Origin of the sequence: Streptomyces sp. NPDC028635 (assembly GCF_040637635.1) — a bacterium.
GTDB lineage: Bacteria > Actinomycetota > Actinomycetes > Streptomycetales > Streptomycetaceae > Streptomyces.
Genome location: NZ_JBEZWX010000024.1, coordinates 91,509 through 111,101 on the forward strand (window position 1 = coordinate 91,509; position 19,593 = coordinate 111,101).

12 protein-coding genes and 1 tRNA gene are annotated in these 19,593 nt (G+C 73.2%); 2 read left to right on the forward strand and 11 right to left on the reverse strand.

Annotated elements, in window-relative coordinates:
- Positions 1-131: 131 nt before the first annotated feature.
- Together AB0E88_RS24125 and AB0E88_RS24130 are read left to right on the forward strand one after the other, a co-directional pair.
- Positions 132-860 carry a Clp protease N-terminal domain-containing protein gene (locus AB0E88_RS24125; protein ID WP_361633882.1) on the forward strand — a complete coding sequence of 243 codons (729 nt, stop codon included), beginning with the start codon at positions 132-134 and terminating at the stop codon, positions 858-860.
- A 91-nt stretch (positions 861-951) separates the two neighbouring features.
- A complete protein-coding gene (locus AB0E88_RS24130; protein ID WP_361633885.1) occupies positions 952-2,631 on the forward strand; it encodes a bifunctional 3'-5' exonuclease/DNA polymerase in 1,680 nt (559 codons plus the stop codon).
- 220 nt (positions 2,632-2,851) lie between these two features.
- On the opposite strand, the gene AB0E88_RS24135 is transcribed toward AB0E88_RS24130, so the two are convergent.
- The 11 genes from AB0E88_RS24135 to AB0E88_RS24185 all read right to left on the reverse strand — a co-directional run bounded on the left by AB0E88_RS24135 (position 2,852) and on the right by AB0E88_RS24185 (position 19,433).
- Complete coding sequence (locus AB0E88_RS24135; protein ID WP_361633888.1) at positions 2,852-3,745, reverse strand: glycosyltransferase; 894 nt, start codon at positions 3,743-3,745, stop codon at positions 2,852-2,854.
- A gap of 193 nt (positions 3,746-3,938) precedes the next feature.
- Positions 3,939-4,673, reverse strand: coding sequence for a hypothetical protein (locus AB0E88_RS24140; RefSeq protein ID WP_361633891.1), 735 nt, complete (start codon positions 4,671-4,673; stop codon positions 3,939-3,941).
- Positions 4,670-6,169: a C2 family cysteine protease gene (locus AB0E88_RS24145; RefSeq protein ID WP_361633894.1), complete on the reverse strand. Its 1,500-nt coding sequence runs from the start codon at positions 6,167-6,169 to the stop codon at positions 4,670-4,672. The genes AB0E88_RS24140 and AB0E88_RS24145 overlap by 4 nt, the downstream gene beginning before the upstream one ends.
- A 4-nt stretch (positions 6,170-6,173) precedes the next feature.
- Positions 6,174-6,494 (reverse strand): hypothetical protein, encoded by a 321-nt coding sequence (locus tag AB0E88_RS24150; RefSeq protein ID WP_361633897.1) that lies wholly within the window; start codon positions 6,492-6,494, stop codon positions 6,174-6,176.
- 192 nt (positions 6,495-6,686) lie between these two features.
- Positions 6,687-6,763, reverse strand: a tRNA-Thr gene (locus AB0E88_RS24155).
- A 107-nt stretch (positions 6,764-6,870) separates the two neighbouring features.
- Complete coding sequence (locus AB0E88_RS24160; RefSeq protein ID WP_361633899.1) at positions 6,871-8,460, reverse strand: alpha/beta hydrolase; 1,590 nt, start codon at positions 8,458-8,460, stop codon at positions 6,871-6,873.
- Between the two features lie 265 nt (positions 8,461-8,725).
- A complete protein-coding gene (locus AB0E88_RS24165) occupies positions 8,726-9,931 on the reverse strand; it encodes a DNA polymerase III subunit delta' (RefSeq protein ID WP_361633902.1) in 1,206 nt (401 codons plus the stop codon).
- A gap of 217 nt (positions 9,932-10,148) precedes the next feature.
- Positions 10,149-13,367, reverse strand: a complete 3,219-nt coding sequence (gene tmk, locus AB0E88_RS24170) for a dTMP kinase (RefSeq protein ID WP_361633905.1) — start codon at positions 13,365-13,367, stop codon at positions 10,149-10,151.
- A gap of 157 nt (positions 13,368-13,524) precedes the next feature.
- Positions 13,525-16,359, reverse strand: a complete 2,835-nt coding sequence (gene topA, locus AB0E88_RS24175) for a type I DNA topoisomerase (RefSeq protein WP_361633908.1) — start codon at positions 16,357-16,359, stop codon at positions 13,525-13,527.
- Positions 16,360-16,660: 301 nt separating this feature from the next.
- The gene (locus tag AB0E88_RS24180; RefSeq protein WP_361633911.1) at positions 16,661-16,858 is read right to left on the reverse strand and encodes a hypothetical protein; all 198 of its coding nucleotides are present in this window, start codon (positions 16,856-16,858) and stop codon (positions 16,661-16,663) included.
- Positions 16,859-17,912: 1,054 nt separating this feature from the next.
- Positions 17,913-19,433, reverse strand: a complete 1,521-nt coding sequence (locus AB0E88_RS24185; RefSeq protein ID WP_361633914.1) for a class I SAM-dependent methyltransferase — start codon at positions 19,431-19,433, stop codon at positions 17,913-17,915.
- Positions 19,434-19,593 lie beyond the last annotated feature (160 nt).

Consider the following 19,593-nt stretch of genomic DNA (forward strand, 5'->3'; position numbering starts at 1 on the left):
TTCGCCCCGCCCGGCGATCCGAACCGGGCCGCCGCGCGCTGAAGCCGGGCCACCGCGCCAAGCCGAGCCGAGCCACCACACCCTGTCAACCGACGGTTGACACCTACCGCCTGTCAACCTAAGGTTGACACATGGCGAAGAATCCCGCTGTCACGACATCCGTCCGCCTCGACGACCTCATCGCGGCCATCAAGAAGGTTCACGAAGAACCCCTCGAACAGCTCGAGGACGCGGTGATCGCCGCGGAGCACCTCGACGAGGTGGCCGACCACCTGATCGGCCACTTCGTCGACCAGGCCCGCCGCTCCGGAGCGTCCTGGACCGACATCGGCAAGAGCATGGGCGTCACCCGGCAGGCGGCGCAGAAGCGGTTCGTGCCCAAGGAGTCGGCCGACCTCGACCCCGGCCAGGGCTTCAACCGCTTCACCCCGCGCGCCCGCAACGTCGTCGTGGCCTCCCACAACGAGGCCAAGGCGGCGCACAGCGCCGAGAGCGTCCCCGAGCACCTGGTCCTCGGTCTGCTCGCCGAGCCGAAGGGGCTGGCCGCCATGGCGATCACGGCGCAGGGCGTCACGCTCGACGCGGTCCGCGAGGCCGCGCGGGCGGCGCTCCCGCCGGCCGTGGAGGACGCCCCCGACCTGGTGCCGTACAGCTCCTCGGCGAAGAAGGTCCTGGAGCTGACGTTCCGCGAGGCACTGCGCCTCGGCCACAACTACGTCGGCACCGAGCACATCCTGCTGGCCCTGCTGGAGCACGAGAACGGCGAGGGCGTCCTCAGCGGACTGGGCCTCGGCAAGCCGGCCACCGAACAGCACATCGCCGAGGTCCTCGCGTCCGTCCAGGGGGACGGGAAGGACTGACCCCCGCCGGAGGGCGACCGCAAGAACACCGCGACGGCGGCCGTCCGGCTGGCTCAGCACCTTTGTCAGACCCCTCTGCCACACTCGCGACATGGCCGACCGTTGGGCACTCGCTCCGGCCGAGGACGGTGGCGTGGACGTCGCCCCCCTCGGCCCGGACGGGCTGCCCTCCGGCCCCGTCCAGCGGGAGGAGGACCCGGCGCGAGCCGTGCGCGGCAGGCCGCACGTCACACGCTGGGTGTGGCGGTCCACCGCCGAGGTCTATCCGCGTCTGCTCGCCGCGGGGCTGCGAGTCGAGCGGTGCTACGACGTCGAGGACGCCGAGACCCTGCTGCTGGGCCACGAGGGACGCTCCGGCGAACCCCGTTCGGCGGCCGCCGCGCTGGCCCGGCTGCGCGGCGGCCCCGTACCCCCGGATCCGCCCCTGCGGTCCGCGGAGCCGGGCGCCCAGTCCCCGCTCTTCGAACCGCAGGGCATCCGCCTGCCGCTGACCGACCTCCTCGAGGTCTACGCCGAGCAGCAGCGGCGCCACGCGCGCGCCGAACACCCCGACCGGATGCGGCTGCTGACGGCCGCCGAGTCGGCGGGGATGCTGGTGGCCGCCGAGATGAACCACGCGGGGCTGCCCTGGCGCGCGGACGTCCACCGCGCTCTGCTGCACGACCTGCTCGGCGAGCGGTATGCGGGCGGGGGCGAGCCGCGCCGCCTGGCCGAACTCGCGGACGAGGTCTCCGCGGCCTTCGGGCGCCGGGTCCGGCCCGACCTGCCCGCCGACGTGGTGAAGGCGTTCACACAGGCCGGCATCAAGGTCAGGTCGACCCGCCGCTGGGAGATCGAGTCCGTCGACCACCCGGCGGTGAAGCCCCTGCTGGAGTACAAGAAGCTGTACCGCATCTGGGTCGCCCACGGCTGGTCCTGGCTGCAGGACTGGGTGCGCGAGGGCCGGTTCCGCCCGGAGTTCCTCGCGGGCGGCACGGTCACCGGGCGCTGGGTCACCAACGGCGGGGGCGCGCTGCAGATCCCCCGCGTGATCCGCCGGGCGGTGGTCGCCGACCCGGGCTGGCGGCTCGTCGTCGCGGACGCCGACCAGATGGAGCCGCGGGTGCTGGCGGCGATCTCCCGCGACCCGGGACTGATGGAGGTGGCCGGCCGCGAGAGCGACCTGTACCAGGAGGTGTCCGACCGTGCCTTCGCGGGTGACCGCGACCAGGCGAAGATCGCCGTGCTCGGCGCGGTGTACGGCCAGACCTCGGGCGACGGCCTGAAGAACCTGGCCGCCCTGCGCCGCCGCTTCCCGAAGGCGGTGGCGTACGTCGACGACGCCGCTCGGGCCGGCGAGGAGGGCCGTCTGGTGCGCACCTGGCTGGGCCGGACCTGCCCGCCGGTGGCGGGCGCGGCCGACGACGCGGGCGAGGGCATCCCGGTCGCGGAGGACGACTCCGGCGAGCGGGCCTGGGTGCCGGGCTACGCCTCGACCGACGCGCGTGCCCGGGGCCGCTTCGCGCGCAACTTCGTCGTCCAGGGCAGTGCCGCCGACTGGGCCCTGTTGCTGCTCGCCGGGCTGCGGCAGCGATGCGCGGACATGGCGGCCGAGCTGGTGTTCTTCCAGCACGACGAGGTGATCGTGCACTGTCCCGAGCAGGAGGCCGCGGCGGTCGTCACGGCGATCCGGGAGGCGGCCGGACTGGCGGGCAGGCTGACGTTCGGCGAGACGCCGGTGCGGTTCCCGTTCACGACGGCGGTGGTCGAGTGCTACGCCGACGCGAAGTGACCGCCTGCGTGCCCGGTGCTCGCCAGGCCGAAAACAACCGGCTGTCGATCGGCTGATTTTTATGTGATCATGACATCCGATCCCGGCCCGACGGTGCGCGCGGTGCACATCGTGCACGCGCTGCTCGGGGGAGTGTCGCCGCCGTGGCCGGATCCGGGGACACACGAGGACCCTGGCCGTCAGAGGTGAACGACCGGGGTCCTCGTCCCCACTCTCCGGGTCAGATCACCGGGGGCCGTCCCAGCCGGGTCAGCCGCCACACCGTGCGCCACCGCATCGGGCGTCGCTCACCGGCCGGTTCCCGCAGACCCTCGGCGAACCCCCCGAACCAGGCCCGCAGCCCGGCCGCCGACCGGGTGCGCAGCAGGGTGACGGCGATCCACACACCGAGGTGGACGGGGATGAGCGGCAGCGGCAGCCGGCGCCGTACGAGCCAGACGCGGTTGCGGGCGGTGACGCGGTGGTAGATGGCGTGCCGGGCCGGCGAGGTCTTCGGGTGCCGGAGCAGCAGTTCGGGAGCGTAGAGGATCTTCCAGCCCGCGTCGGCGGCCCGCCAGGCCAGGTCGGTCTCCTCGTGCGCGAAGAAGAACTCCGCGGGCCAGTCGCCGATCTGCGCCAGCATCGCCGTCCGGAAGGCGTGTCCGCCTCCCAGGAACCCGGTGACGTACCCGCCCCTCAGCGGGTCCGCGTTGCCGGCCCGCGGCACGTGCCGGCGCTGGGTCTCCCCGTTCTCGTCGGCGATGCGGAACCCGACGATGCCGAGCCGCGCGTCCTCGGCGAACAGTTCCGCCACGCGACGCAGCACGTCCGCGTCGACGAGCAGTCCGTCGTCGTCGAGTTCCACCACGACATCGACGTCACCGAACTCGCGCAGCCGGGCGAGGGCGACGTTGCGTCCGCCGGGGCAGCCGAGGTTCTCGTCCGTCTCGATGACGGTGACCTCGCCGGGCAGCGACAGCCGCCGGCCGAACTCCGGCAGCCGGCAGCCGTTGCCGACGATCACGACGCGGGCGGGCGCGAGATCCTGCTTGGCCACGGACTCCAGCAGGGCGTCGACCTCGGCGGGCCGGTTCCCCATGGTCACCACGGAGACCGCGATCCTCGGCTCCACCAACGCCCTTCACCCCATCCGGCCGTCGACCGCGCCCCCGTCCTCGCCGCGCGGGCCGTCGTTCACCAAGATGTTGCCTCAGGGCCGGGGGTTGTCCGGGAACCGAGGCGCTTTGCGCCCTCTTTACGCCGTTTTCCTCACAGCGGCGGAACGCGTGCGCCGGTCGCACCACCCGGCCGCCGGCCGCGGCGCGCGATCAGGCGGCCCCGAGGTCCCGCAGATCCACGTATCCCGCCCGGAAGTCCGGCGAGTTCATCTCGACGTCCATGCGGCCGGCGTCGATGGTCTCCACCTTCCAGAGCCTGCCCGCGATCTCGACGGTGCCGCCCTCGCGCACATCGTCGTAGAAGGCGAGCTGTCCCTTGCCGACCGCGGTCACGCTGATCGCCGCGCGGGCCGGCGGGGCTTCGATGTCGGTGACCACGGCACCGGTGCCCGGCCCGTTGTCGGGCACGTGCCAGCGCAGCCGCCAGTGCCCGTCGTGCGTCGTCGGCCACTTGGCCATGGATGCCCCCTGGTTCGCGCCCTGGTGGTCCGCCGTGGTGAGGACCACGCGGTAGGTACAGATCTGGGCGACCGTGAAGGTCCGCCCCTTCAAGGTGACCTTCTGCCCCACGGCCACGGTCTGCTCGTGCCCGGCGACGCTCAGGCCGGCACTGCGCCGCGTGCCGTCGGCGCCGGCCCGGGCGTAGGTCACGGCGCCGGCCCCGGGCACCACGGTCACCCCGCCCCGCAGCAGATGCAGCCCCTCGGCGTCCTTCGCGCCCTCGCACTCCGGGCCCTTGTCCGCGGCCGGCACGGCCACGGGCGACGGGGACGCCGAAGCGGAAGGCTCCGTGGTGTCGGATCCCTTCGCCCCGCCGGCCGCACCACCGCACCCGGTCAGCAGCAGGGCGAGGCACACGCCTCCGCCGAGTTTGGCCATCCTCATCGTGACACCTGCAGTTCCTGTGGGCTGTTGAAGTACTTCTCGTACTGTTCGGGCGTCGCCTCGACGTCCGGAGCGCCGCCGCCCCACGGGTTGCCGAGGATGACCTTCCCGTCCCGGGTGAAGCCCTTGACGTAGAAGACGTGCCGGCTGACGAAGCTGCTCTTCCACTCGGCGGGTACGTCCTTCGGGTCGACGGACCCGGTCGCCACGATCACCGGGTGGTGCGAGCTGAAGGACTTCTTGATCGAGTCGAGGTTGTTGTCGATCGACTTGGAGTCGTGGCCGGTCACATACGGCGGGGCCTTGTCGGTGTTGTCCCACTCTGTCGCACCGTAGTCGCCCTTCTCGGCGCGGTCGTAGCGCTTGTCGCCCTCGTGGTTGTCCGGGGTCCCGCCCTCGTCGCCGCCGTACATCAGGGCGAACGCCTTCTCGTAGTACGCCGGCCAGGTCTCCCCCGCCCCGTGGGCCGAGATCACGTTGCCGTTCTCGTCCATCGGCAGATCGGGTGTGACGGTGACCCAGTGCTGGTTGCCGTCCTTGTCCCAGATCCGCACGTCCACCGTGCCGTTGTCGTTCTGCTTGATCCCCTCGGCGATGAACTTCGGGTCGGCCTGGGCGGTCGCGGTGAGGGACGCGATGTACCAGCAGTCCGCGAACTGGCCCTGGGAGATGCTCGACGCGTCGACCTTGCCCGGGCTCGCGAACAACGGGTCACCGGGCGTGCCGTAGTGCATGCCCTTCACCCCTTGGCCGAGCTGCGAGTTGTACCCCTGGAGCCAGGCGTCCGTCGTGTCGAATCCGGGCTGGACACCCGGGAACGCGGCCTGCAGTGTCGCCCAGTGCGACGGCCCGGCCTCCTTCAGCAGGTGGCTGAGGTGGTCGCGGAACTGGCCCTCCGGGATGCCGTCGTGGGACTCCCACCACCACATGCCGCTGTCGTCGGTCTTTCCCGCGAGGTCGCCGTAGCGGCGCAGGTCCTCGGCGGGGACCTTGGCGAGGAACGCGTCGAGTTCCGCCGCGGTCAGTCCGTCGAGCTTGTCCTTGACCTCGTCCAGGTCGTCGCGGTTGCCGTTGTCCCCGAAGCCCTTGCCGTCCAGCGCCGCGATCGCGGACAGCGCATCGACGATCTTCTTCTCGTCGGGTGCCTTCTCGTCGGCGAACACCACCGCCGGGTCGATCGCGTAGCCCTTGTCGACCAGCTCGTTGCACCTGTCCAGCTGGTCGCAGCGGCGGGTGATCGAGTCGGACAGGTCGCTCAGCTCGCCGGCCAGCGAGCCCGGCAGCGTGCCACCGCCGAACGGCCAGAAGGTGAACGGGTTGCCGACCAGCGGTTCCAGGGCCGGACTCGTGGTGGCGGGCTTGCCGCCGAGCAGGCCCTGGGCCTGGGTCAGCACCCCCGACAGGTCGCTGTGCAGCTTGCCCGCGCTGTCGCCGAGCGTCTTCAGGTCCCGGCCGAGGCTGCGGACCTTGGCGCTGTCGAACCCCCTGAAACCCATCAGCTCACCCGCCCGGCTTGTCGCTGTGGGCCTTGGCGGCCTGGTCGTCGAGGTCACGCGCCTCGGTCTCCCAGCGCGCGGCGTCGGCCATGAGATCGCTCGCCATCGAGTGCAGCGAGCCCTTGCGGGCACCGAGCGTGGCGGTCGAACGCTCGGCGAACGGCCCCTTCCAGATGGCGGGCGTCGCCTGCTTCACCGCATTGTCGAGATACGGCCCGAGCGTCCCGGCGATCCTCCGCGCCCGCCGTGCGCACTCCCGCAGATCATCCGCACGTTTCTTCAACTGAGCGGGCGTCTCGCCCTGCTCGTCCCCCGGCCTGCCCATGCCATCCCCCGTCCCCCGTCGACCGCACAGCCTGAAGTGTCCACGCTAACAACGCCCCACGAGCCCCCACGCCCGGCACGCGGCACGCTCACCGCACTCTCACCAACCCCCACGATCACTCCCGCCCCCGCGGAAAGACCGCCCGGAAACGACGAAACCCCAGGTCGGCAGATGCCTGACCTGGGGTCCCAGTGGAGCCGCTTTCGGGATTCGAACCCGAGACCTACGCATTACGAGTGCGTTGCTCTGGCCATCTGAGCTAAAGCGGCGCGCTGCCCGCACCATGGTGCGATCGGCAACGACGGTAAGTCTACACAGTTTCCAGGGGTGCTTCGCACCAGCCCCGGAGCGCGGGCTCCGGGGCCGGTGACGCGGGCTACGAGCAGCGCTTCCCGCTGGTCGGCGCGGTGCCGCGCAGCAGGTAGGCGTCGATCGCGGAGTCGATGCAGGAGCTGCCGCGGCCGTAGGCGGTGTGGCCGTCGCCGACGTAGGTGAGCAGGCGCGCCGAGGACAGCTGGCCGGCCAGGGACTGGGCCCAGCGGTAGGGGGTCGCCGGGTCGCGGGTGGTGCCGACGACCACGATCGGGGCCGCGCCCCCCGCCTCGATGCGCTGCGGTTCGCCGGTCGCCTTCACGGGCCAGTACGCGCAGTTCAGGGAGGACCAGGCGAGACCGGCGCCGAAGACCGGGGACGCCTTCTCGAAGGCGGGCAGGGCCTTCTCCACCTCCTGCGGGCTGTCGAACGCAGGCGGCAGGTCCAGGCAGTTCACGGCGGCGTTGGCGAACATCAGGTTGGCGTAGCGGCCGCCGGCGTCCCGCTCGTAGTAGCTGTCGGCGAGGGACAGCAGTCCGGCGCCGTCGTTCTGCTTCATCGCCGAGGTGAGGGCCTCGCGCAGTTGCTCCCAGGCCGCCTCGTCGTACATCGCCGCGATCACGCCGGTCGTGGCGAGCGCCTCGCCGAGTGTGCGGCCGTCGGCGTCACCGGCCGGGATGGGATGCGCGTCCAGCTTCCGGAAGAACGCCTTCAGGTTGTCGCCGACCCGCTGCGGCGAGGTGCGCGGGCCGCCTAGCGGGCAGTCGGCATGCTTCACGCAGTCCTTCGCGAAGGACTGGAACGCCGTCTCGAAGCCGGCCGTTTGGTCCAGGTTCATCCGGCGCGCCGACAGGGACGGGTCCATCGCGCCGTCCAGCACCAGCCGCCCCACCCGGTCGGGGAACAGCCCGGCGTACGTCGCCCCCAGGAACGTCCCGTACGACGCTCCCACGTAGTTCAGCTTCCGGTCCCCCAGCGCCGCCCGCACGATGTCCATGTCCCGCGCCGCCTCCACCGTGGAGACGTGCCGCAGCAGCTTCGCCGAGTGCGCACCGCAGCCCTCCGCGAACTTCTTGTACGCCTGGACCAGCTCGTCGGTCTCCTCCTGGTCGTCGGGCGTGACGTCGGTCTGCGTGTACGCGTCCATCTGGCGCCCGTCGAGGCACGTCACGGGCTCGCTGCGGGCCACGCCCCGCGGGTCGACGGCGACCATGTCGTATCGGGCACGCACCTCGGCCGGGTAGCCGACGCCGGCGTACTCCTGGAGGTAGCCGACCGCCGAGCCGCCGGGGCCGCCGGGGTTGACCAGCAGCGACCCGAGCGGCTTGCCCGGCCCGGTGGCCTTCTTGCGGGCCACCGCGAGCCGCACGTCCCCGGCGCCGGGCCGGGTGTAGTCGAGCGGGGCCTTCAGCGTGGCGCACTGGAAGCCGGGGACACCACAGGCGCGCCAGCTGGGTTTCTGGCCGTAGTACGACGCCAGCGCGGACGGCGTGGCCTGCGGCAGCGGGGCGAGTGCCACCTGGGCCGCCTGGGCCGCAGTGGAACTGCGAGTGGCCGTGGAACCGCCGTCGGAGCAGCCGGAGACGAGCACCGCCGCGGCGGCCAGAAGGCCGGCGGCGGCGCGGTACCTGCGGAGAGCGCGCCTTGTGTGCATTCGGCGAGCGTAACGCTGCGCGACCGGTCCAGCGCGCTGCGTGCTCCACGTGACCCGTAAGAGTTACGGCGGCGCCGGGGCGGGGGCGCGGGGGGCGTCGCCGATGCCGGGCACGTGGCGGGCCTCGCCGGTGCCGAGCGCGTGGCGGCGCCGTCGGTGCCGGGCACGTGGTGGCCTCGCCGGTGCCGAGCGCGTGGCGGCCCCGTCGGTGCCGGGGACGTGGCGGTCCCGCCGAACCCCCGGCACAAGCAGGCGCGCCGGCGGCTCAGCCCGCTCTGAGGGCCATCGTCATCGCCTCCACCGCCAGCAGCGGCGCCACATTGCGGTCGAGGGCCTCGCGGCACGCGGCGATGGCCTCGATGCGGCGCAGGGTGGACTCCGGCGTACCGGCGCGGGCGAGGCGCTCCAGCGCGTCCTCCGCGTCCGCGTTGGCGATGGCCACGCGGGAGCCGAGCTGGAGGGCGAGGACGTCACGGTAGAAGCCGGTGAGATCGGTCAGCGCGAGGTCCAGGCTGTCGCGCTGCGTGCGGGTGCGGCGCCGTTTCTGCTTGTCCTCGAGGTCCTTCATCACGCCCGCCGTACCGCGCGGCAGCCGACCGCCCTGCGCCGCGCCGAGCGCCGCCTTCAGCTCCTCGGTCTCCTTGGCGTCCAGCTCCTCCGCGAGCGCCTTGGCGTCCTCGGCGGCGGCGTCGACGAGCTCCTGCGCGGCCCGGAGGGCACCACCGACGTCCTCGACGCGCAGCGGAAGCTTCAGCACGGCGGCGCGGCGCTCCCGCGCGGCCGGATCGGTGGCCAGCCGGCGAGCCCGGTCGACGTGCCCCTGCGTGGCACGGGCGGCGGCCGCCGCCACGTCCGGCTCGACGCCCTCCCGCCGGACCAGCATGTCGGCGACGGCGGCGACCGACGGCGTGCTCAGGTTCAGGTGGCGGCAACGCGAGCGGATCGTCGGCAGGACGTCCTCGATCGACGGGGCGCACAGCAGCCACACCGTGCGCGGGGCGGGCTCCTCCACGGCCTTGAGGACGGCGTTGGCCGACTTCTCGTTCAGCCGCTCGGCGTCCTCGACGAGGATGACCTGCCAGCGGCCGTTCGCCGGTGAGGTGAACGACTTGCGGACCGTGTCCCGCATGTCCTCGGCGAGGATCTGGGTGCCGACGGCGGCGACGGTCGTGACGTCCGCGTGCGTGCCGATGAGCGCGGTGTGGCAGCCGTCGCAGAAGCCGCAGCCGGGAACGCCGCCCAGCGCGCGGTCGGGGCTCACGCACTGCAGCGCGGCCGCGAAGGACCGCGCCGCCTGGACGTGACCGGCGCCGGGCGGTCCCGTGAACAGCCAGGCGTGGGTCATCTTCGACGCCTGGGGCGCCGGCCCGCCGGTCTCGATCGCGCTCACCAGGGCATCGGCGTCCCGGGCGGCGGCGGCGAGCTGCTCGCTCACCCGCTCCTGCCCGACCAGGTCGTCCCACACCGTCATGGGTCACCCCGCCCTTTCGTCCTGCGTCACGTGCGGGATCCATTGTGCGGGGGACCACTGACAACCGACGCCGCGACCGGCTTCCCGCCGGGCGGCGAGGCCCACGGCCCGGCCGACGCGGGCCCCCGGCGCCGGTTCACCGACACCGCCGGGGCCCACGCCGGACACGACCGGACTCACCGGCACCGTGGAGAACCGGCGCCGCGCCGGCCGGGGTTCAGCGACCCCGGCCCCGTCCGCGACCGCGGCGGTCCTCGTCGTGATCGTCCTCGTCGTCGTAGCGCGGGCCCAGCAGTTCGTCGGCCAGGGTCGGCAGGTCGTCCAGCGGGGTCTCCTCGGCCCAGTCGGAGCGGGGCCGGCGCGTGGGCGTACCGTCCGCGTCGAGCTGCGGAAGCTCACGCGTGCGGTCGTCCGAACCGTCCGGTCGCGGGCCCGCCGGCTCGTCGCGGAAGTATCCCGGTGGCACCCGGTCCGCGGCACTCTCCTCGCGCACGGGCGGCAGTACGGCCGTCTCGTCGGCCGCACCCGGCGGGACCTGCGGCAGCACCGCGGTTTCGTCCGCGGCGCCCGTCGGCACCGGCGGCTGCGGCAGTTCCGCCGTCACTTCGGCCTGCGGCAGTTCCGTGGTCACCTCGGCGTCGGAGGTCTCGGCGCGGTCGCCACCGGATCCCCGGGCCGCCGAGTCCTCGGGCCGCTCCTCGCGCACCGGGCGCAGGACCGCCGTCTCCTCCAGCGGCCCGCCCGTCGCGTTGGTCGGTGTGACCACCGGCGTCGGCACGGTCGCCGCGTCGGGCGTCACCGCCGGCGGGGCCGGCCTGGGGCCGGCCTGAGCGGTCGCCGCGGCCTGTTCCGCCGCCCGGCGGGCCTCCTCGGCGCGCAGCAGGGCCTCCTCGGCCTTGCGCTGCTTCTCCAGGCGCTGCCGTTCGGCCTCGGCGCGCAGCCGCGCCTCCTCCTCGGCCTGCTTGCGCCGCTGCTCCTCCTCCGCCTTGCGGCGGGCCTCCTCCTCGGCGCGGGCCTTCTCCTCGGCGAGCAGCCGGGCCCGCTCCTCCTCGGCACGGCGGCGTGCTTCCTCGGCCCGCTGCCGGGCCTCCTCGGCCTGCCGTTCGGCCTCGCGGCGCTGGGCCTCCTCCAGCTCGCGCCGCTTGCGCTCCTCCTCCTCGGCACGCAGCCGGGCGAGCTCCTCCTGGCGCTCGCGCTCCAGGCGTTCCTCCTCGGCCTTGCGGGCGGCTTCCTCCTCGGCCTTGCGGCGCGCCTCTTCCTCGGCCTTGCGCCGGGCCTCCTCCTGGGCCTTGATCTCGGCCTCGGACAGCGGCAGCACCTGGTCCAGCCGGTGCCGGATGACGGTCGTGACCGCCTCGGGCTCCTGACCGGCGTCGACCACCAGGTAGCGCCCGGGGTCGGCGGCGGCCAGCGTCAGGAAGCCGGAACGCACGCGCGCGTGGAACTCCGCCGGCTCCGACTCCAGCCGGTCCGGTGCCTCCGTGAACCGCTCACGCGCGGTCTCGGGCGCGACGTCCAGCAGGACGGTCAGATGCGGGACGAGGCCGTTGGTCGCCCAGCGGTTGATCCGGGCGATCTCCGTCGGGGAAAGGTCACGGCCCGCGCCCTGGTAGGCCACGGAGGAGTCGATGTACCGGTCGGAGATGACGACCGCGCCCCGCTCCAGGGCGGGCCGCACCACCGTGTCGACGTGCTCGGCGCGGTCGGCGGCGTACAGCAGCGCCTCCGCGCGGTGGGACAGCCCGGCCGACGACACGTCCAGCAGGATCGAGCGCAGCCGCTTGCCGACCGGGGTGGCGCCCGGCTCGCGCGTGACGACAACCTCGTGGCCCTTGCCGCGGATCCACTCGGCGAGCGCCTCGGCCTGCGTGGACTTGCCGGCGCCGTCGCCGCCCTCCAGGGCGATGAAGAAGCCGCCGGCGGCGGGCGCCTGGACCGGGTCGTCACCGAGCAGCGCGTCCCGCAGGTCGTGCCGCAGGGGCACGCCCGCACGGTCGTCGACCTTGGCGAGCACCAGCACGGCCACCGGCAGCAGCAGCGCGCCGACGAGCATCAGCGTGAACGCGGCGCCGCCGTGCGCGAAGACGAACTTGCCGTTCTCCAGGCGGTGCGGCCCGATACCGGCGGCGATCAGCGGCGCGACCACGGCGGCGAGGGCGACGAGGACCCGGACGACGGCGTGCAGGTGCTCGGTGGTGCGGGCCCGGCGGTGATCCTCGGTCTCCTGGTCGAGCAGGGTGTGCCCGGTGTTGGCGGCCACGCCCGCGCCGACACCGGCCAGGGCGACGATCAGCAGGACGCTGGTGACGTCCGGGACGAGTCCCGCGGCCAGCAGGGCGACGCCGGTGAAGGCGATCGACAGGGACAGCAGCCGGCGCCGCGACAGCGACACCAGGACCTTCGGGGCCGTACGGATGCCGACCACGACACCGCCGGTCAGCGCGGTGACGAGCAGGCCGTACAGCACGGGGCCGCCGCCCAGGTCCTTGGCGTGCAGCACGCAGACGGCGACGGCCGCGGAGATCGCCGCGGCGACCGCGGCGCACGCGAACACCAGCAGCGGGATCGCGCCGGTGCGGCCCTTGTCGGCGCCGGTGCCGGTCTTCGGGCGGCGCAGGCCCTCCAGCGGCGAGCGGGCGCGCGGGGTGCGCGTGGCGGGCAGCTCGAGGAAGGTCAGCACCGACAGGGAGGCCGCGAACAGCCCCGCCGCCAGGTACGAGGCGAGGGCCGCCGTGTGCTGGTCGAACCAGTCGAGGCCGGTGCCCAGCAGGTTGTTCAGCAGCGAGGCGAGGACCAGGGCGGCCGCGCCGAGCGGGACCGAGGCGAAACCGGTCCGCAGGGACAGACGGCGCAGGGCGTCCAGGTGGTCCGGCAGCGGCCGTACGGTGGCGCCCTCGGGTGGCGGCGCGGGCAGCAGCGCGGGAGCCGCGCTCTCCCGGCACACCGCCCACAGGCGCTCGGCGACCGAGGTGAGGAAGGCGGTGACCAGCAGGGCGGCGAGGGCGTTGCGCGGCGTCCAGTCGATCCACAGGGGCGCCACGATGAGCAGCGCCGCCCGCACGCCGTCCGCGCCGACCATGGTCCAGCGGCGGTCGAGCGGGCCGTCCGGCGAGGTCAGGCTGGTCAGCGGGCCGAGGAGGATCGCGCCGCAGAGCAGGGTGGCCAGTATGCGCACCCCGAAGACGGTCGCCACTGCGAACGCCACGCCCCGGTAGCCGCCGCCGAAGGAGCCCTGGCCGATCGCCGCCTGCAGGGCGAGGAGGACCAGGACCAGCAGGGCGAGGACGTCTCCGACGCCACCCACCAACTGCGCGCTCCACAACCGCCTGAGCTGCGGATGGCGCAGCAGCGCCCGGACGGCGCGCTCGCGGGAGTCCGCTACCAGGGCGTCGTCCGGGACCGGGTGGGGGGCCGTTGGCTGGTCGGCTCGCGTCATGCATTCAGACTATCGGGCGCCACCGTCAGTCACCGGCGACCGTCCGAACAGACGCGCGCCCCGACACCGATGTGGGTGCCGGGGGCGTGCCTGTTCGCGAACGCCGGGCGTGCCGTGTGTCCGGCGGAGGCCGGAGCGCACGTCTGCCGACGGACGGTCAGTCCTCGGCCGCCGCCTTGGACGCCGCGGTCTTCTTCGCGGTCGTCTTCTTGGCCGCGGTCTTCGCCGTGGTCGTCTTCTTCGCGGCGGTCTTCTTGGCGGTGGTGGTCTTCTTCGCCGTGGTCGCCTTCTTCGCCGCCGTCTTCTTGGCGGGCGCCTTCTTGGCCGTCTTCTTGGCCGGGCCCTTCGCGCGCTTCTCGGCGAGCAGCTCGAAGCCGCGCTCCGGGGTGATCGTCTCGACGCTGTCGCCGGAGCGCAGGGTCGCGTTGGTCTCCCCGTCCGTGACGTACGGACCGAAGCGGCCGTCCTTGACCACGACCGGCTTGCCGCTGACCGGGTCCTCGCCCAGCTCCTTCAGCGGAGGCTTGGCCGCCGCCCGACCGCGCTGCTTGGGCTGCGCGTAGATCTCCAGCGCCTCTTCCAGCGTGATCGTGAAGAGCTGCTCCTCGGACTGCAGCGACCGCGAGTCCGTGCCCTTCTTCAGGTACGGGCCGTAGCGGCCGTTCTGCGCGGTGATCTCCTGGCCCTCGGCGTCGGTGCCGACCACGCGCGGCAGCGACATCAGCCGCAGCGCGTCCTCGAGGGTCACCGTGTCCAGGGACATCGACTTGAACAGCGACGCGGTGCGCGGCTTGACCGCGTTCTTGCCGGTCTTCGGGGTGCCCTCGGGGAGGATCTCCGTGACGTACGGACCGTAGCGGCCGTCCTTGGCGACGATGGTGTGACCGGTCGCCGGGTCGGTGCCCAGCTCGTAGTCGCCGCTCGGCTTGGCGAGCAGTTCCTCGGCGAGCTCGACGCTCAGCTCGTCCGGCGCCAGGTCCTCGGGGATGTCGGCCCGCTGGTGCTGCTCGGTGTCCTTCTCGCCGCGCTCGATGTACGGCCCGTAGCGGCCGACGCGGAGCACGATGTCGTTGCCCACCGGGAACGAGGAGACCTCACGGGCGTCGATCGCACCCAGGTCGGTCACCAGTTCCTTGAGGCCGCCGAGGTGGTCGCCGTCGCCGTTGCCGGCGTCGGCCGCGGCGCCCTTGGCATTGCCCTCGCCGAAGTAGAAGCGCTTCAGCCACGGCACGGCCTGCGCCTCACCGCGGGCGATGCGGTCGAGGTCGTCCTCCATCTTGGCGGTGAAGTCGTAGTCGACGAGCCGGCCGAAGTGCTTCTCCAGCAGGTTGACCACGGCGAAGGAGAGGAAGGACGGCACGAGAGCCGTGCCCTTCTTGAACACATAGCCGCGGTCGAGGATGGTGCCGATGATCGACGCGTACGTCGACGGACGGCCGATCTCGCGCTCTTCCAGCTCCTTGACCAGCGAGGCCTCGGTGTAGCGGGCCGGGGGCTTGGTGGCGTGCCCGTCGACCGTGATCTCCTCGGCGGACAGCGCGTCGCCCTCGGCGACCTGCGGCAGCCGGCGCTCGCGGTCGTCCAGCTCGGCGTTCGGGTCGTCTGCGCCCTCGACGTAGGCCTTCAGGAAGCCGTGGAAGGTGATCGTCTTGCCGGACGCGCTGAACTCGACGTCCCGCCCGTCGGCGGCCGCACCGGCGATCTTCACGGTGACGGAGTTGCCCGTCGCGTCCTTCATCTGGGAGGCGACGGTCCGCTTCCAGATCAGCTCGTACAGCTTGAACTGGTCGCCGGTCAGTCCGGTCTCCGCGGGCGTGCGGAAGCGGTCACCCGAGGGACGGATCGCCTCGTGCGCCTCCTGAGCGTTCTTCACCTTGGCGGCGTAGGTACGCGGCTGGGGCGGCAGGTAGTCGGCGCCGTACAGCTGCGTGACCTGGGCGCGGGCGGCGGAGATCGCCGTGTCGCTCAGCGTCGTGGAGTCCGTACGCATGTAGGTGATGTAGCCGTTCTCGTACAGCTTCTGCGCGATCTGCATCGTCGCCTTCGCGCCGAAGCCGAGCTTGCGGCTGGCCTCCTGCTGCAGCGTCGTCGTGCGGAACGGGGCGTACGGCGAGCGGCGGTACGGCTTGGACTCGACGGACCGCACGGAGAAGCGCGTGTTCTCCAGGGCGGCGGCCAGGGCGCGGGCGTTCGCCTCGTCGAGGTGGAGGGTGTTCGCGCTCTTGAGCTGTCCGAGGGAGTCGAAGTCGCGGCCCTGCGCGACCCGCCGGCCGTCGACGGTCTGCAGGCGGGCGACCAGCGACGACGGGTCGGACGAGTCCCCCGCGCGGCCGGTCGCGAAGGTGCCCGTCAGGTCCCAGTACTCAGCGGAACGAAACGCGATGCGCTCGCGTTCCCGCTCGACGACGAGACGCGTCGCGACGGACTGGACACGCCCGGCGGACAGCCGCGGCATGACTTTCTTCCACAGCACCGGCGAGACCTCGTAGCCGTAGAGGCGGTCGAGGATGCGGCGGGTCTCCTGGGCGTCGACCAGCTTCTGGTTCAGCTCGCGCGGGTTGGCCACGGCGGCCTGGATCGCAGACTTGGTGATCTCGTGGAAGACCATCCGCTTGACCGGGACCTTGGGCTTGAGCACCTCCTGGAGGTGCCAGGCGATCGCCTCGCCCTCCCGGTCCTCATCGGTGGCGAGGTAGAGCTCGTCGGAGTCCTTCAGCAGGTCCTTGAGCTTCTTGACCTGGGCCTTCTTGTCGGCGTTGACGACATAGATCGGCGCGAAGTCGTGCTCGACGTCCACGCCGAGGCGGCGGACCTCACCGGTGTACTTCTCGGGCACCTCCGCGGCGCCGTTGGGAAGGTCGCGGATGTGCCCGACGCTCGCTTCGACGACGTAGCCGGGGCCGAGGTAGCCCTTGATCGTCTTCGCCTTGGCAGGCGACTCGACGATGACGAGTCGGCGGCCGCCCTGTGCGGTCTCGCTGGTCGGGGACAACTTCGCTCTTCTCTCCGGTCGAGGCTGGGCCTCCCCAGGCCTTGTTTCCCGGGGTCGGGTCTTCACTTCGTGGCGCGCTCGCCGTGGGCTCTACCGCCGGTCCCGTCGGCGCGCTTGCTGGTGACGCTGCGGAGTGTGACGGTACATCCCGCCCCCGTGTCAAACGGGAAAAGCCCGCAACGGCCACTCGAACGGTAACCCGAGAAACGCCGATCCTGCCGCCCGGAGTGCCCACCCGTCGTTTCGGCCCTGTCCGGAGCGTGACGTTCCCATTACCCGTGGTCGGGTCCGCAGTGGGGCCTCAGACCTGGGTGAAGCACCACAGTCCGGCACCCAATGCGGCCATCGCCGCGAGCGCCGCGAGGGCCGCCGATGCGACCGGCCTCACACCGTGGACGACCGGCTCCCCGTGTCGGGCCCGAACGGCGGTCCACACCATCAGTGCGCCTCCGAACAGGGCGAAGACCGCTCCTGCGAAGATCGCCGGTCCGCTCTCCATGGCTGGCGTGCCCCTGTTCTCCCGTCCGCGAGTGCCCGGTGCCGGGAGAGTGACACGCACGGGCAGCGGCCAGGCGAACCCCGGGTGAACGACACACCGCCGATCACCCCCGTGCAGCCGCAGCAGAGCCACCGGGACAATTTTTCCGCCGATTTTTCAGGCACCGAGATTTTCCGGACGGGGGGCGGGGGTGGGGGCAGTGGGGCGGGGCCGGGGGGCAGCGGCTGCGCAGGGCGGCGGGGGCGGGCAGCCAGGCGGGGCAGCGGCAGAGCCGGACGGCGAGGGCAGGCAGCCGGGCGGGGCGGGGGCTGCGCCGGACGGCGGGGACGGGCAGCCGGGCGGGGCAGCCACAGCGCCGCACGGCCGGGGCGGACAGCCGGGCGGGGGCAGCCGCAGCGCCGGACGGCCGATGGCGGGTCACGGGGAGTGCGCGTCAGCGGACAGCCGGGCGGGGCAGCCGCAGCGCCAGCCCGCCAGGGCGGCCAGCCGGGCGGGGGCAGCCGCAGCGCCGGACGGCCGATGGCGGGTCACGGGGAGTGCGCGTCAGCGAGCAGCCGGGGGGCGGCGAGGGCGTCGGCCAGCCGGGGCGCGTGGCCGGGAGTGCGCGTCGGCGGGCAGCCGAGCGCGTCGGCCGAGACGCCCGGCGGGCGTGCCCAGGCGGGGAGCGCCCCTCATACGCTGGCACCACACCCGGCGGACAGACCACCCGGCGGGACCCGTCCAGGCGGCAGGCACCCCTCACACGGCGCGGTGCCCAAGCGGCAAGCACCCTCACACAGCCGGCACCGCCCCGGCGGGACCCGGCAAGCGGCAGGCACCCTCACACCACCGGCACCACACCCGACGTACGGCCTCACCTCCCGGGCTGCCAGGACGTCAGGCGGCCGCCCCCGGCGGACGGCGCACCCGTCGCCCGGCCAGGACGTCAGGCGGTAGCCCCCGGCGGACGGCACACCCGCCGCCCAGCCAGGAGGTCGGGCGCCCGGCGGAAGGCGGCCCCGCCGCGCGGCCGGGACGTCGGCGGCCGCGACCGGCGAGCCGGCGAGCGAGCCCCCTATTCGGCGGGCTCGAGGAATCCCTGTTCCACCAGTAGCCGGATCTGCGCGGGCGTGCGGTCGCGCAGCAGTACCGGGTCCTCGCCCATCAGCTGGGCGATCGCGTCCAGGATGCGGCCCGCGCTCAGCGTGCCGTCGCAGACGCCGGCGAACCCCGCGCCGACCGTGTCGACCTTGGTGGCGCGGCGCATGCCGCGGTTCTGCCGCAGCACGACGTGTTCCGGGTCCTCCGCTCCGGGCAGCCCGACCTGCTCCTGGACCACCTCGGCGACGAGCCGGTAGCTCGCCGCGAGCAGCGCCGCGTCGTCGTGCTCCCGCAGATGATCGAGCCGCCTGAAGTGCGCCCGGATGGTGTCGCCGAGCGGCTGCTCGACCGGGTGCGGCCACTCCTCGACGGTGATCGACGGCTCGTCGGAGTCGGTACGGCGCAGGGTGATCCAGCCGAACCCCACGGCCTTCACCTTGCGCGCCTCGAACTCCTCCAGCCAGGCGTCGTACCGCGCCTGGTACTCGGCCGGGTCCGCACGGTGATCCCCGGCGTCCCGCAGCCACAGCTCGGCGTACTGCGTGACGTCCTGCGCCTCGCGCTGCACGATCCACGCGTCGCAACCGCGGGGCACCCATGACCTGAGTCTGTCCTGCCAGTCCTCCCCCTCGACGTGCTGCCAGTTGGCGAGGAACTGCGCGAACCCGCCCACGTTCAGCCGTTCCCCTGCCCCCTGAACGAGCGAGCGGCACAGATCGTCCCCGCCCATCCCTCCGTCCCGGTAGGTCAGCCGGGCACCGGGCGAGATCACGAACGGCGGATTGGACACGATCAGATCGAAGGTCTCGTCGTCCCGCAGCGGCTCGAACAGCGACCCCTGCCGCAGATCCGCCTCGGGCGCCCCCGACAGCGCCAGCGTGAGCGCGGCGATGTGCAGCGCCCGCGGATTGAGGTCGGTCGCGGTCACCCGCGTCGCGTGCTGCGCTGCGTGCAACGCCTGGATGCCCGACCCGGTACCGAGGTCCAGCGCGGAGCCGACCGGCGTACGCACGGTGATCCCGGCCAGGGTGGTGGAGGCCCCGCCGACCCCCAGCACGACCTCTTCGTTGCGGCTCCCGATGCCGCCGGCGCCGCCGACCGCGCACCCCAGGTCGGAGACGATGAACCAGTCCTCGCCATCGGCCCCGCCGTACGGCCGCACATCCACCGCGGCGGCGACCTCGTCGCCGTCACCGACCGGGACGAGCCACCCGCTCTCCAGGCATGGCTCCACCGGGAGCACATCGGCGACGCGCGCGAGCGGCACCGGCTGCTGCAGCAGGAACAGCCTTACGAGCGTCTCCAGCGGCGTGTCACCTCGGGTCGCCCGCAGCGCGGGCACGGTCTCGCTGCGGGCCAGCGCCGCGTAGGCGGGCGCCCCGAGCAGATCGAGCAGTCCGTCGGCAGTGAACGAAGCCCCGAGCAGCGCGTCGCGCAACCGCCCGGCGACATCGCGATCGACGGAGGGCAAGGGGAAGAGGGTGGCATTACTCACGCCCCCATTGTGTCCCGCGTCCCGGGCCCGCGCGCCGGGAGCAGGCGACCGCCGACGGACCGTCGTGGCGGCATCACCGGGAGGGTGATGCCGGGCGTCGAGGAGCCGTACCTCGCCGCCGTCGACGGGCCCCGCCCACAACTGCGGCACTCCTCCCCGG